General features: G+C 38.3%; 14 protein-coding genes. 2 read left to right on the top strand and 12 right to left on the bottom strand.

The window, feature by feature from the left end:
- Positions 1-38: 38 nt before the first annotated feature.
- From P6N53_RS00555 to P6N53_RS00520, 8 genes are all read right to left on the bottom strand, one after another.
- Complete coding sequence (locus tag P6N53_RS00555) at positions 39-713, bottom strand: protease complex subunit PrcB family protein (protein ID WP_304540308.1); 675 nt, start codon at positions 711-713, stop codon at positions 39-41.
- Between the two features lie 86 nt (positions 714-799).
- On the bottom strand, positions 800-1,534 hold the full coding sequence (locus P6N53_RS00550) for an Rv2686c family ABC transporter permease subunit (protein WP_304540306.1): 735 nt from the start codon (positions 1,532-1,534) through the stop codon (positions 800-802).
- Positions 1,531-2,238 carry a fluoroquinolone export ABC transporter permease subunit gene (locus tag P6N53_RS00545; protein ID WP_304540305.1) on the bottom strand — a complete coding sequence of 236 codons (708 nt, stop codon included), beginning with the start codon at positions 2,236-2,238 and terminating at the stop codon, positions 1,531-1,533. The genes P6N53_RS00550 and P6N53_RS00545 overlap by 4 nt, the downstream gene beginning before the upstream one ends.
- On the bottom strand, positions 2,235-3,089 hold the full coding sequence (locus P6N53_RS00540) for an ABC transporter ATP-binding protein (RefSeq protein ID WP_304540303.1): 855 nt from the start codon (positions 3,087-3,089) through the stop codon (positions 2,235-2,237). Before P6N53_RS00540 ends, P6N53_RS00545 begins: the two co-directional genes overlap by 4 nt.
- A gap of 133 nt (positions 3,090-3,222) precedes the next feature.
- The gene (locus P6N53_RS00535; protein ID WP_304540302.1) at positions 3,223-3,528 is read right to left on the bottom strand and encodes a 4Fe-4S binding protein; all 306 of its coding nucleotides are present in this window, start codon (positions 3,526-3,528) and stop codon (positions 3,223-3,225) included.
- Positions 3,529-3,546: 18 nt separating this feature from the next.
- Entirely contained in the window at positions 3,547-5,310 is a 1,764-nt protein-coding gene (locus P6N53_RS00530) for an adenylyl-sulfate reductase subunit alpha (RefSeq protein WP_304540301.1), read from the bottom strand.
- Between the two features lie 26 nt (positions 5,311-5,336).
- Positions 5,337-6,836 (bottom strand): SLC13 family permease, encoded by a 1,500-nt coding sequence (locus tag P6N53_RS00525; protein ID WP_304540300.1) that lies wholly within the window; start codon positions 6,834-6,836, stop codon positions 5,337-5,339.
- A 236-nt stretch (positions 6,837-7,072) separates the two neighbouring features.
- Positions 7,073-7,729: a Crp/Fnr family transcriptional regulator gene (locus P6N53_RS00520; RefSeq protein WP_304540299.1), complete on the bottom strand. Its 657-nt coding sequence runs from the start codon at positions 7,727-7,729 to the stop codon at positions 7,073-7,075.
- Between the two features lie 508 nt (positions 7,730-8,237).
- On the opposite strand from P6N53_RS00520, the gene P6N53_RS00515 reads away from it, so the two are divergent.
- Positions 8,238-8,735: a hypothetical protein gene (locus P6N53_RS00515; protein WP_304540298.1), complete on the top strand. Its 498-nt coding sequence runs from the start codon at positions 8,238-8,240 to the stop codon at positions 8,733-8,735.
- A gap of 48 nt (positions 8,736-8,783) precedes the next feature.
- On the opposite strand, the gene P6N53_RS00510 is transcribed toward P6N53_RS00515, so the two are convergent.
- A complete protein-coding gene (locus P6N53_RS00510; RefSeq protein ID WP_304540297.1) occupies positions 8,784-9,578 on the bottom strand; it encodes an FkbM family methyltransferase in 795 nt (264 codons plus the stop codon).
- Positions 9,579-9,897: 319 nt separating this feature from the next.
- Complete coding sequence (locus P6N53_RS00505) at positions 9,898-11,208, bottom strand: MEDS domain-containing protein (RefSeq protein ID WP_304540296.1); 1,311 nt, start codon at positions 11,206-11,208, stop codon at positions 9,898-9,900.
- A gap of 467 nt (positions 11,209-11,675) precedes the next feature.
- On the opposite strand from P6N53_RS00505, the gene P6N53_RS00500 reads away from it, so the two are divergent.
- Entirely contained in the window at positions 11,676-11,915 is a 240-nt protein-coding gene (locus tag P6N53_RS00500; protein WP_304540295.1) for a helix-turn-helix domain-containing protein, read from the top strand.
- A 143-nt stretch (positions 11,916-12,058) separates the two neighbouring features.
- Here P6N53_RS00500 and P6N53_RS00495 read toward each other — a convergent pair whose 3' ends face one another.
- Complete coding sequence (locus tag P6N53_RS00495; RefSeq protein WP_304540294.1) at positions 12,059-13,603, bottom strand: sensor histidine kinase; 1,545 nt, start codon at positions 13,601-13,603, stop codon at positions 12,059-12,061.
- Positions 13,593-14,276 carry a response regulator transcription factor gene (locus P6N53_RS00490; protein ID WP_304540293.1) on the bottom strand — a complete coding sequence of 228 codons (684 nt, stop codon included), beginning with the start codon at positions 14,274-14,276 and terminating at the stop codon, positions 13,593-13,595. The genes P6N53_RS00495 and P6N53_RS00490 overlap by 11 nt, the downstream gene beginning before the upstream one ends.
- Between the last annotated feature and the right edge of the window lie 87 nt (positions 14,277-14,363).

The following is a 14,363-nucleotide window of genomic DNA, read 5'->3' as shown; positions in this document are numbered from 1 at the left end:
AAAGCAAATAAGAAGGGCTTTTGCCCCCCTTACTTTTGCTAATCAAACTTTTCCAAACTAATCACCATTAACTGCCCATTTTCATTTTTATAGTAACTGATACTAACCCGCTCTCCCTCGCTGATATTTGCCAGCTGGTCTTTTACGTCGTAAATCATAAAGGCCCTGGCCTCACCGTTAACCTCTATTTCAATGGAATTGGAATCTATCTGACCATTATATGTTCCTGTACCCTCAAAAATTTCACCGGGCTTGATCTTGGACTCCGCCGGTTTATCGTTGAGTGTAGCAAATACCTCCCCATCCTCATTAACAATCCTAAACTTACCTGTTGTTCCTTTAAATTTAACAATGACGTATGGGTAGGTTAAGGCGGTGGTATTCATGGAGTCCTTTCCAGGAACGGTTTCCTTTACCAATACTTGAGTAACCCCTTCGCCATCCTCAATGGATTTTATATCAATGTCATATCCGCCTGTGGGTTTTTCCCCTGAGCTTACCATGAGGAAATAATTTTCCCCTTCCTGCCATACTGCATATCCCCTTAATGCCTTGTATTCTGCCACCCTTTCCACGGCATAGGGCACTTCTGAATCGGTGATTTTTTGAAAGCTTATATTAGTATAGGATGGTGTATCTTCTTTCTTGGAACATCCACTAAAGATAGCTAAGCTCATAATAACTATGATCATAAGTGAAATCAGCTTTCTCATAATCATGGTCTCCCTTCTTAAGATTCCTTTCATAAATAAGACGGGAAACCTAAGGATTTGTTTCACATCTATTTCTACATAAATTTCTATAATTGACCTAGTTTTTCTTGAAATCTTCTTGTGAGCCAAACTAAAATCAGGGACATGTAAACAAACCCTGCAGCAAGATAGGGCCAGGATTCTTGACCATCACTGATCAGCCAATAGGCCTTAGCAGGCCAATAACTTGGCAATATACCCAGCAGCAGCTGCCACTTGGAGTCAATGAAATAAGCTGCCACCGGGCCGAGCAAAATAAAGCCCATTCCCTTCATAATGGCCAATCCCTCAACCTTATTGTCAGCCAGGCTTATTAACAGCAGCATAACAAACACTGCAAAAAAACTACCCAACAAGGCCGCTGCTGCAATGGAAAATGACAGCGGTACTTGTGCTAGACCAGTTAGAGGTATTGCTAGCATGATATAGATAATGCTAAGCAAAACAATACTAACAAAACGATATAAGGCATACCCCCCCACTGCAACCGGTGTCACCTGCAGTGCAGTAAGCACCCTATCATCCCTATCATCAAGCAGCAAGAAACCAAAGACCAAACCAAAAATCATAGGTATTTGCAGGATAATAAAAACACCTATTATAAGGGGGTAATATGGTTGAAGGATAAACTGGTAATTACTAAATAGCCATTGCTCAATCACCGGAATCAGGCTTCTCATTAATATGACTAGCAGCCAGGGCATAAAAAGCATAAATAAAAGTAAGGAATCCCGGCCAATATTTTTAAAGTCATTAACCATAAAGGCTTTAAAATAACTCATTTCGCCCCTCCATTTCCGGCAACAATAAACCTTTCAAACATAATCCCTGAAATCCAAATTAATATTACAATCCATAATACCTGATTTAAAAGGGCAAAAATCAACTCCCGGGTTTCCACCGAACCAAAGCTGGCAATCAGAAACACAACCGCCCCCTGGGTGGGCAGTAAATAAAAAAGGGGACTTTTTAATAGTCCAAAATATTCTAAAAGGGGCAAACCCAGAATCATCAAATAAAATTGAGATGGGAGAATAAAGGTGCTGATGGACCTGAAGGGTGCTATGGCAATTGCTCCTACCAGCAAGGAAACTAATGACATGGAGATTACCCCTAGGATAAAAAGGGCCATATTTAAATGCCAACCATAGGTAAATAACAGAACAACCACACTAATGATTAGTGCTAAGAAGGAAAGAGATGCCAATTTGGATGTCAAATAATGCTTAAACTCTATTGGTGTAACCACTAGGGCATAAAGGGTTTTTTCCGTCTTTTCAAAAATTACCTGCCCGGCAATAAAGTAAAAACCAACAATAGCAAGGTCAGTAAATATAGCCACTATAATAGCCATTTCAATAAAAGGCTCCGGTATGAAGTTTAACAGAGCAATCCAGACCAGGGTTATTACCATAGCTGCATAGTAAAAGCCATACCTCCATTGTAATTGAAAATCCATCCTCAGCATTGATGCAAGCGGATTCATATTAATTTCCTCCCGGTAACCTTAATAAAGATTTCCTCAAAGGTGGATTCCTTACTATGAATGGTTTGAATAGCTTCAGTCCTTAATAGCTTAAGAAAATGTTCATTGTTACCCAAATCCTCCATGGGAAAATCCTCGTGGACAATACTTTGTTCCTTCAAGTAGCCTACCGAAACTATCCTTTGTCCGTATTGAATCTTAAGCCTTTGGGGAGAATCCTCCAGTACTATTTCTCCGTCTACTATGAAGGCAACCCGGTCACATAACTCCTCCGCAACATTCATATTATGGGTTGTAAGAAAGATAGTGTTACCTCTGCTTTTTTGCTCTAGGATTAGGTCTTTAATTTTTCGGCCATTAACAGGGTCAATGCCGGAGGTTGGCTCATCCATAAATATTAAATTGGGCCTATGCAAAAGGGCCCGCACAAAGTTCAATCTCATCTGCATACCTTTGGAGAACTTCGCAACCTTTGTGTTGGCATCCCCCCTTAGCCCTACCCCCTCCAGCAATTTTAACGGGTCTTCCGTTCTGACATTATAAAGAGATTGGAAAAACTGTAGATTCTCCAGGGCAGTTAGTTTTTGATAGTGGTTCGGCAATTCAAAGGAAACACCGATTTTTTCATAATAGTTCTTACCCCATTCACCGAGATCCTTATCAAATACCTTTACACTGCCTTGATAGTTCTTTAATAATCCAATTAAGACTTTCTGGGTGGTACTTTTGCCGGCTCCGCTTGGACCTAAGAATCCAAATATTTCACCCTTTTCCACCTGGAAGTTGATATTTTTCACTACCAACCCATGGTTTCCTTTATATTTAAAGCCCAGTTTTGCTACTTTTATCATTTCCCAGCTTCCTTTCAGTTTCTTACTTTAGCCACATTCCCTTTTAGTTAGCAGCCGTATTAGCTAGCTGTAATTATTATTCCTTTTTTAAAAAACAAAAACTCACCATAGGGTGAGCTTTTGAGTAACTTCCTTATTTATTATGGGTTTTAACAATGAACCTTTCGACCTTTCCATTAATGTCTATTAAAGTCCATTCTATCTGTTTATTGCCCATTTTAGGTATCAGCTTGGCTGGATAATATCCCAATTGATAGGGTATTTTTGTCTCTATTGCTCCTGTGGGGCAAGCCTTGGTACAGGCCATGCAATCCCAGCAATCCCTGCTTGTACGACAAAAAGCTTTTTTAGTAGACTCATTTACTTCCATTAAATCACCAGGACAAATTTCACATTTTCCGCAGCCAATACACTTTTCTACATTAATCACGGGTGGCATATTCTTACCTCCTTCTTCCTAGAGCTTTAAGCGATCACCAGGGATAATTTGCTCGTAGGGCCGAGTAAACATTTCCACTTCCCCTGTGTCAGTATTTTTACGGGAATTTACAAAGCAATCAAACTTTTCATCATTCTTTTCGGGAAAATCAGCCCTGGTTTGCCAACCAGGCCATCTGGTCTCCTCACGATACATCAAGTGATGTACCAGTACCTCTGCAACATCAATTCTATCAATTACACCATGGGCTTCCATTAATTCATGAAGATCATTAGCTACAAGATATTTGACCTGTTCCTTTAATATTTTTAGATGTCGCAGTGCATACTGAAGACCCTCCCTGTTCATACGGAAGAACTGGTGTACTCCACCAGCATATTCATCCATTAAGCGTTGCAGCCTTTCCTCCATCTCACCAGGTTTTACCCCTTCGCCTACCAGCATTTGACGAATGCCCGGTGCAAAAATCCTGTCAATTTCCTGTTCAACCTGTTCTTGATTAACATAGCCTGCATCAACTTTGCCAGCTACAAATTCTACAGCGGCTCTAGCTGCCAGTAAGCCCTCCGCCGCACAACCACCCACGAATTTATTAGGTGTTCCTCCAGCCACATCTCCACAGGCGTAAAGTCCTGGTATAGTGGTGGCCCTTTTCACATCAACCCAGTAACCACTGGCGGTATGCCCACCTACGATATAGGGATCGGAGCCGTAAATCTCGATGGGATCCTTGGTCAAGTCCTGAGCCCTGCTGGCTAAAAATAATACGTAACTTGGACGCTCATTTAAATAGTCAACCTTCATATCATGAATTTGTTCAGGTGTCATATTGGTAGTATCTACAAAACAAGGCCCTCGGCCCTCACGCCATTCATCCATAGGCAAATTTGCTCTAATAAAACGTGGAGCTGCATCTCCACCCAGGTGAGCATAACGGGTTTTAAGTATTTCTTCCCCTTTACAATTGATCATAGGGGTCTTGTAGCCTACAGAAATGGTATCGATAGGCCCGTTAAAGTCTTTGGTTCTGGTGGCACACCAACGCATTTCAAAGGTGGTCATTTCTGCTCCGGCGCGAATTCCCATGGCAAATCCTGTACCGACGTTAAAGGGAGAATACCAGAGCTGGTGATGACTGTCGTGACCATCATTTTGATAGGGTTTATATAATCCAGCGGCCCCGCCAGTGGCGATTATAGTTGCCTTAGCCTGTACAATATAAACTTTGCCATCCCTGATTCCGAAACCGATGGCACCAATTACCTTATCCCCATCTAACAAATAGTTAGTAGTTACCACATAGTTTAGCACATCACAACCGGCCTCTAGGGTCTTCTTGGCTAAAATAACCTTCATTTCCGAGCCGCTGATGGTAATATCCCATTTGCCGCGAGTCTTATATTCCTCGCCATCTTCTTCATATTTTATAGGCATACCCCATTCTTCCCATTCTTCTATGGGCTTGTTTAGAACCTCCGCCATAGTTATGGTTAGATCTTCACGCAGCAGCCCACCAGCCTGGGAACGACTCCAGCGAACAAAATCCTCAATGGTTCGACCCTTTTTAATATAGGTATTAATGGCATCCATACCACCGGCCAAACAGCCGCTTCGATCAATGTGGGCCTTTTCCATGAAGGTGACTTTTACCTCCGGGTTGATACGTTTGGCTTCAATTCCTGCAAAGCAGCCGGCATTGCCTGCACCGATAATCAAAATGTCGGTATCGATATAGACCTTTTCAACTTTTTCAATGGACTTAAACAAACTTTCTCTAGCCATATGATCCCTCCTTGTCAATAATCATTTTAGTTAATGGGCACCCAGATGGGATATCCGGTAAAGGCGTACCAGGGAAGCATGATGAGAACATTGTAAAGAATAATCATTAAGGTTAACGGAGCACCAGTTTTAACAAACTCCATAAAAGTGAATTCCTCTGTACCATAAGCAATAAGACAAGCCGTAACCGAAATCGGTAATATGAAAGCGTAGCTATCGATGTTAAGTATCATCATGGTAAAGGCAACTGTGTTTAAGCCTAGTTTTGGTGCCATGGCCGCTACAATGGGAGCCATTAGTGTAACTGCAGCTACGTTGCTTACTATGCCAAGCCGAAGAATTTGAATAAGAATAGCTACGAACAAACAAATGCCTATCCAACCCCAAGCGGGAGCAACACTTGCCAGATAAGAGGCGAGCCAATCATCAACACCCGTCTTACTAAAAGCACTAACCAGAGAGAGAGAACCACACAAGAGCAGCCAGGTTCCCCAAATGGTGTTAGACTGCACTTTCTTCCATGAAAGATTAGTTAGTCCTGGGATGAATAACACCATCACTGCAGCAATAGCTACTATCGCCATTTGATAGCCATGAATACTTTCAGTAGCCCACATCACAATTGCCAGCGAGAAAACTCCAAGTACAATCCATTCAGTCCTCGTCATTTTACCCATCTCATTCCTCTGACGAATGACCTCAGTCATACCTCCAGGCACTTCGATATTCTTGGTTTTTAAAACCCAGTTGACCCAGTAATATATGATTACCAGTACACCTAACAAAGGCCAGTTCATCCAAGCCCAGGTACCCCAGGTAATAACATCCTGTTTGACTGCTTGGTTAATGGTTTGAGCTACAATAACGTTTGACATGTGACTATGCAGGAGCATCACACCGGAGGCTAGGGCAGCAAAGCCGATACCGATCATGGTCATGGCTTTTCTAGCCCTAGCACCTTCCCCGTCCTTTGGAAAAAGGTTGTTTAAACCTTGAATAATCGGTAAGAATACCGCTCCCCGTGCATTTGTTGCCGGGACTAGGATTGCAGTAACAAGATGCGCTCCAATAATACCCCTTAATACACTGCCCACCTTTGGCTTAACCTTAGAAACAATGCCCAGGGCAATTCTCCTGTCTAAACCAGTGGTTTGCATTACAGCTGCTAAGATAAAACACCCTAGTATCAAAAAAGTTACATTGGTAGTAAAGCCATTAAAGGCCTCAGGTATTTTAGGAACGGCGTTAGTCAAAATTAGTAAAAAGGGAATCCCTAAGCCAGAGATACTTAGGGGCAATCCACCCGTTAGCCAAATGGTAGTTGCCCAGCCCATTACTGCTAAAGCAGACCTCCCTTCGGGTTTTAGGGTTTCAGATGTAGGAATTAGAGTTAGAATTGCAAAAAATACAACCCAGGATAGAATGAAGCCAGGGAGCGCCCACTTATTGGTTGCTGCTGCTTCATTATAGGAAGTTCTGTTCAAGGCATTTTTTCCCGATGCCTGTTGGCCCAATTCTGTAGCCATTTTTTCTCCTCCCAATCATCTAGTGTACCAGCCATTTTCGTAAGATCTTACTGATTAAATTCTATCTTTAATAGCGATATGAATACACCAGAGGGGTGACACATCACTGTCGCATTTGCGACAATTGTCTTTTGAATGATAAAAATATGGTCATGGGCAAGACATTTTTTTAGTCTTGTAGATGACCAGAAAAATGTCTTGCCCATGACCATGAGGCTTTGGCCGTATTGTGGCTGTTAACCAATCCAAGCGTTTAGCTTTTTAATATTTAAGGAGACAATCTCTCTACCTTCATATTTTAAACAACCATCATCCTTTAGCAAATTTAGCAAGGTGGAAACCGTCTGTCTTGAAGCTCCAATACAACAGGCTAACTCTTCTTGGGTCACCCGTAGTCTGACGTTAACAATGTCTCCTTTAGCCGATTCACCCGAGCGTTGGGCCATGTTTTTTAATACCAGGGCTAGCCGACCCTGCACCGGATTATTAATGAAATCGTGAATTGTTCTTTGGGACTCCCTCAAGCGATCACTCATTAGCTTCATTATTTTGGCCGAAAAATCAGGATGTTCGCCTAGCATCTTTTTAAAAGAATCTTTCCATAAAATTAGTATTGAAACATTATCCATAGCCTCAGCACTATACTCCCGCTCCTGATCTTCACTCAGGACTTCGGCAAGACCGATAAAATCTCCCGAGTAGCGCAGCGCCACGGATACCTGCCGACCATCAAGGGTTGTTCCAAACACTTTTACCCATCCGTTTTTTATGTAGTATACCTCATTGGTCCTCTGGCCTGCTGCAAATATTATTTGTCCTTTAGGATAATTAACTGTAGATCCAATTGAATCTAAGTAGTCCTTCTCAACATCAGTTAACTCTATTTCGTACAAAGGTAACCCCCCCACCCAGTAGAATGTCCATTTACGTAATGATAAAAAACAACAAAAAATTAATGCTTACGAAAAGATTAATTCCGGCATGAATAATTATTAATTCTGATATATTACGCTATAATAGAGAAAAGAAGCATTAAAGCGAAGTCAGTTGTGTATTGCTAAAATTTATTAGTCATATAATTTAGAGTTATTTTAGCACAATGTACCATATTTTGTAGACATGTGTCTTATATTGTCTTGAGAAATCAGTGTAAACTTTAAAACTTCTTAATCTTGGTCAATATTATACTAGAATTGTCATAAGTTTTAAACTATTCAATATACTTTAACATTAGTTTTATAGCTATTTAAAAAAGTTCAAAAAAGTTTTCAATTCAAAAAGGAATTTATTAAAGGTCTGTCGAATGATGTCATCCAATAACTTTTTCAATTTTGTGCTTTTATGGGACAGTCTGGTATTGTTGCAACTACTTTTTTAAGATTATATGGTATGGAGGTTATTATGATATTGGTAAGCAATTTTAGAGAGGTAGTTGACATTCGCAAATCCTGTGGTGAGGATTTTGAGGCGTGTAGTAATTGTTCCTGTCCATTAAAAGCAAAAGGTACTTTGGGCATGTCCGTCTGCGAATTAGTTACTTCTCATATTTCAGCCGAACCTGAATCCGTTGACATAGTATGTAATTGCCCCTTTGAGGAAGACCCCCTAGGTATTAAGGATTTTTTTGAACATTGCGATAGGGGTTACATCAGACCTACTTCAAGGCAGTTAGATTTTATGAAGCGTCAGGAGGACAAATGTAAAAACTGTCCTGCAAACACCAGGTATACAATGCATCATTCCCGACTAAACATTGAGATTTCTCCTCACCTATGCACTACATTAAAGTCCACGGCTCAAACTATTAGAAATGCTGCTTCGGGAAACTCTTGTTGCATAATTAGCCACCGTCCACCCAAGCTTTCACCCAAAGCCGTATCCAATAGCATAAAGAGATAAAAAACCCTGAATAACAGGGTTTTTTGTTTTTATAATAGCTTTTAATGGCTAAACCATAACTACGTGAGGATGTCCTTGGAGACTTTCAAGTCCCTCAATTGAAATTGGCACCTTTTCTCCCCCATTATTTAATGTGAAAAATTCCTTGTTATAATTATTTCTGAACTGGTTTAACAGCTCAATAAATGGCTTCCAGTCATTTTGTAACATCCCTTTGTTTAGCTCAAAAACTACTGTCTTAATTTTGTTTTGTTTAATCATCCCCTGCATTCCCAGAAATGCATGGTATTCTCCACCTTCAATATCTATTTTTAGGAAATCAACTACCTTATGACCTATGCGATTACTAAGGTGAGTATCAAGATCCACAGCTTGGACTTTAAACTCTTTAAATTGATCTGAATAGTTTTTCTTATAGCTATGATCATGTTCATGAATAGAGCTATTACCCATATAACGATTACAAGCAAAAAAAGATATTTCCTTTGACCTTGAGTAAACTGCCACATTAAACAAATCTGTTCTATCATGCAAATAGTTAATAGATAAATTATCTATCAAATAAGAAAACAAATCAGGATTTGCTTCATAAGCATATATCTTTCCTGTGGGCCCTAATATATATCCTAATAGTACAGAGAAATACCCAACATTTGCACCAACATCAATTATTGTGCTTTCAGGCTTTACATTATCTATGAAAAATTTTGTAAGGGGAGGTTCTATTATGCCGCTTAAAACTAAGTTTGGAGATATACTTAAATCTTGAGAGGGAACTATCATTTTTCCTCCCCAAACCGGCGCAATCAACATTTTGTTATTGCCAATATATACTCCCTTCATAAGACACCTCACATATTTATTACTCAATCCACATGTGAAAATCTATTCCTTGCAAAGTTTCATTATGCCAAAATAGTACTTCGACTAAATAATACAAATTGTTCGAAGGTTAATTATTGTTTGTATATTCCAAACTCCTTAATATATTTAGTTAGTATGTTTGGTAAACTTGGCATACTTATTGGAACCCTGATTTTATACTTTGATATGAACAAGTCTGTTCTTAATAAAACTCAAAACCTACGACACAAGCCCTGCCGGGACAACTTTTTATGTTAGTTTTAGAACTCATTTTCCTAGAAAACCCCTAGACTATTAATCAATTCTCCATTATGAACTTTACAAAAAATGTAGTTCCCTTAGACCCTGTTTGAATATCTATTTTTGCATTATGTCGATTAGCTATACCATAACACACACCTAAGCCAAGCCCAGTGCCATTATCCTTTGTTGATAAGAATGGTGTGCCTATTTTTTCTAATACCTCAGGTTTTATGCCACTTCCTTGGTCAGTTACTGCAAGAACTACACGGTTAGCTTCTTGATATGTTTTTATGGTTAGGTAATTGCCTTCTTCCATGGCTTCTAACCCATTTCGACAAAGGTTTAAAATCAGCTGTCTTATCTCATTTGGATTTAATAACAGGTTTGCTATTTCGTTAATTTCTAATAATAAATATTTATTCTGACTTAGGGCATCTGCTTGGATGAGGGGAACTATAGCATTTACTATTGTATTTAGATTCCCTATTGTAAATTCTGATATTTTATTACTACCCATTGAAAGAAATTCACTGATAATGGAATTAGCACGGTCCAGTTCTTCAATCATTAAGCTAAATTCCTTTTCATATTTGGTACACTCTTTCTTTTTGCTTAATATCTGCAAAAAGCCTCTTACTGTTGTCATAGGATTTCTAACTTCATGGCTTATGCTAGAGGACATTTGAGCTACAGTTTCAAATTTTTCCAGCCTTAATATTTCCGCTTGATAGCACCTTAATTGAGAGAGTGCTTCTTCAAGGCTTCCATTTAAATATATTGATGGGACTTGTGATTTTGTATATAAACTAGAAGTAAATAATTCGGTATCTGTCATAAAGTATTGATGACTCTTCATTAGGTCTATTTGCATAAAAGAAGATAACAGCTTACCATTATATGCACAAACAGTGAAGGTTTTAGCATAACCAACAAAATCATCAGATTCTTTTTCGTGGGTGATCAATCTTTCCAATACAGAGTCATCCTCTTGCCACTCTATATTTGCCCATGTCCTTACAGATATACCGTTATCAACAAAGGACTGTATTGCTTTGGTAAAGGTATTGTTAAGTCTATTAAAATTAACAACATTATTAAATTTATAAAATTCTTCACAATTTGAAAAGATTATACTGTTTAATAATTCCTTATTATAACCTTCTTCCTGTAGTTTCTGTCTGATAAGATTGTACCTTTCATGCTTGTCAATATAAACTACACCCTGTCCCAGCTTTAGGCCATTTGATATGAAATAAACCACCTTATTAATATATATATCTTCTTTTTGATATGTATACAGAATATGTGATCCATTCGTTAGTTCAACATTATTTGCAAATTCTACCCGTGAAAAAGTATTTACCAATATTATGAACCTCCAGGAAAAGATATACTATGTTATTCCTTTATCATTTATTAAGTCAACCGTCCTTCAATTATTAGATTACTACTCACTAAGATGGCAAAGGGGGGTGGCAAGGGGACGTTTCTCCTGCCACCAGCTTCTATCAAACAAAACGACCCTTCTCTCCGTTATAACAACTCGGGATATAACTTATAGTCTACAATATTAACTTTAAAAAACGACACCCCATTGGGAGCCGTTTGAATTAAATATTTGTGTCAAGAAATAGGGCAATTTGTTTATCTACCTAAGATATTATCCAACTATTCCCTTTAATAATTTGCCATATTTTATATTGTCTTAGCTTACAGCTTTTATTTAAAATGCATATTCATGCTCCACGTAACTCATAGTCTGTAGACTCATGGGCTACAGACATTTTATCATTCAGATATCTTAAGGTCAATATAAAGTTGAGGGATAAATAATTGACTGAAAATATAAGAGTTTTATTAGGAAAAAATATTAGAAAAATAAGATCCGAAAAGGGCCTTTCTCAAGAGGAGCTTGCATTTGCCTGTGGTCTACATCGAACATATATTTCAGATATAGAACGTGGTCTAAGAAATGTCTCCGTCGATAATATACATAAAATTGCGACTGCACTTGATATTCTCCCTATGGAATTATTAAACTTCCAATCAATACTAAATGAAACAACAAATTAGAAGCATTACCAAACCATATCTCCGGAATCGTGGTGTGGCAAGGGGACGTTTCTCCTGTGGCAAGGGGACGTTTCTCCTGCCACCTCTTTCTATTTATTCATATGTCAAACGAAACGTCCCCTTGCCACTAATAATTTTAACCGCTATAAGGGTAAAAATATGATTATTCTGGTACCTTCATTTACTGTGCTTTCTACTTCAATGGTTCCCTTATGCTTAAGGATAATCCATCTGGCAATTGCTAAGCCTAACCCCGTTCCGCCGGTCTGTTTTGTCCGGGATTTATCCGCCCGGTAAAATCGATTGAATATATAGGGTAAATCCTCCTTGGGAATACCAACACCGGTATCCTGAATGGTGAGTACAGCTTCAGACTTTAAGGAGTAGCAGTTAATAATTATTTTACCGCCTTGGGGAGTGTATTTTATACTGTTATCGACAAAAACCCTCAAAGCTTCTTTAATTAGTTTACGGTCTGCATAAATAGAAATTCTCTCACAGTGTTTGGTTGTGATATCATGACCGGCATCTATTAGCTTGGTTTCTTTGATAATTTCATCTATTAATTCGTTAAGAGGAAACTTTTCCATATCTATTTTCTGTACGCCTTTATCGCCTCTGGCTAAAAAAAGAAGTTTTTCTATTAATTCTTTCATATTCTCCGCTTCGGTTTTTATTGACCCTACGGACTCCTCCAGCACCGATTGATCATTTTTGCCCCATCTATCCAACAAATTAGCGTAACCTTGAATAACAGCAATGGGCGTTCTTAATTCGTGAGAAGCATCCGAAACAAACTGATTTTGTTGTTCATAGGAACGTTGTATTCTATCTAGCATACTGTTAAAGGTCTCCGCCAATTCTTTAAGTTCATCGTGCGCCCCTGATACATCAAGCCTTGTATCCAGAGCGTTTATGGTGATGTTCTTAACAGTTTTTGTCATCTTATCCACTGGTTGAAGCATTTTTTTGCTTGTGTTAGAGCCAATCATAACGACAACAATTATAACTGCTACTGTTATACTAAACAAAGCAGTAACAAGAATACTTAGAATATGTGTCTCCCTTGATAAATTATCGGTAATTTGAACATAAATATTATCCGAACGCCAATTCATACTTTCATTTAAAACTAAGAAAAACCTATCGTCAGTTACATTATTATAAAAGATATTTGGATTGTAATAGGCAGGATTCTTGTTTATTACCAAAAGGTAATCTTTATAGGGTTTGATAACATGACCACCACTATTTTTATCATAGAACACCAGAGAGGCTTCATCTTTCTTGGTTGTATACAGAGCCTCTTTACTCTCGGCAAATATAGTAATATCAATATTCTTTATCTTTGCAAGTTCATCTATATTGGTTGTGGGAATTGCCGCCCTTTCTCTAAAGTAAGAAGCAATAATTTGATAATCTTTCCCCATGGTCTCTGCAGCGTTGACCCCTAGATAAGCAGCAACTGCAGCACAGATGCCAATGTTAAACAGCAGTAAAATAATTGTAAAAATGGTTGCATATACCGTGGTAATTTTAAACGTTATGGAAAAACGTAGCCTTTTGACTAACCATTTATGCAATGCATTAAATATCATAGGTATGATCTTAATAAGCATGATTAATAGTCTATATAAAACCTTTACCACTTGCATAAATGCTTTAAATATAGACTGCTTATTCTTCATCTTTTAAGAGATACCCCACCCCTCGAACGGTATAAATAATCTTTTTATTAATTTTATCATCAATTTTACTTCTAAGGTAACTAATATATACGTCTACTACGTTTGTATCACCGGGATAATCATATCCCCATACCGCTTCGAGAAGCCTTTCCCTTGTAAGTACAATATTTTTATTTTCTAAAAGATATCTTAAAAGTTCAAACTCTCTCTTGGTCAAGTCAATAGATTCATTGTTTAAAGCAACCGAGTATTTATCCAAATCCAATTTCAGATCATTTGCCCGTAGGATTGAGTTTTTCGTTACCGACACTTTTCTTTTTAAAACTACTCTGATTCTTGCCAACAGCTCTTCAATGGCAAAGGGCTTGGTAATGTAGTCGTCTGCACCGGTATCTAATCCCATGACCTTGTCCATAGTATCATCCTTAGCTGTCAACATAATCACCGGAATATCCGACTTTTTTCTTATTCTCCTTAATATTTCAATACCATTTATAGAGGGCAGCATTATATCCATTAATATTAAATCATATTCCCCACCAAGTGCTTTCTCCAATCCGGTCCTACCATCATAGGCCTGCTCAACCTCATATCCTTCGTGCTTTAACTCTAACTCTAAAAATCTGGAAATTTTCACCTCGTCTTCAATCAAAAGAATTTTTGCTCCGATCATAGGTTTTATCCTCCAAAATAAAATAATAATCTAATTATACCCATTGAGTTCCAGGAAATTATAAAAATAACCTACATCATCTGTAGG

The organism is Desulforamulus aquiferis (genome assembly GCF_030577015.1).
GTDB classification, from domain to species: domain Bacteria; phylum Bacillota; class Desulfotomaculia; order Desulfotomaculales; family Desulfotomaculaceae; genus Desulfotomaculum; species Desulfotomaculum aquiferis.
Note: the sequence above shows the minus strand (reverse complement) of the source record. Positions and strands in the feature narration are given on the sequence as shown.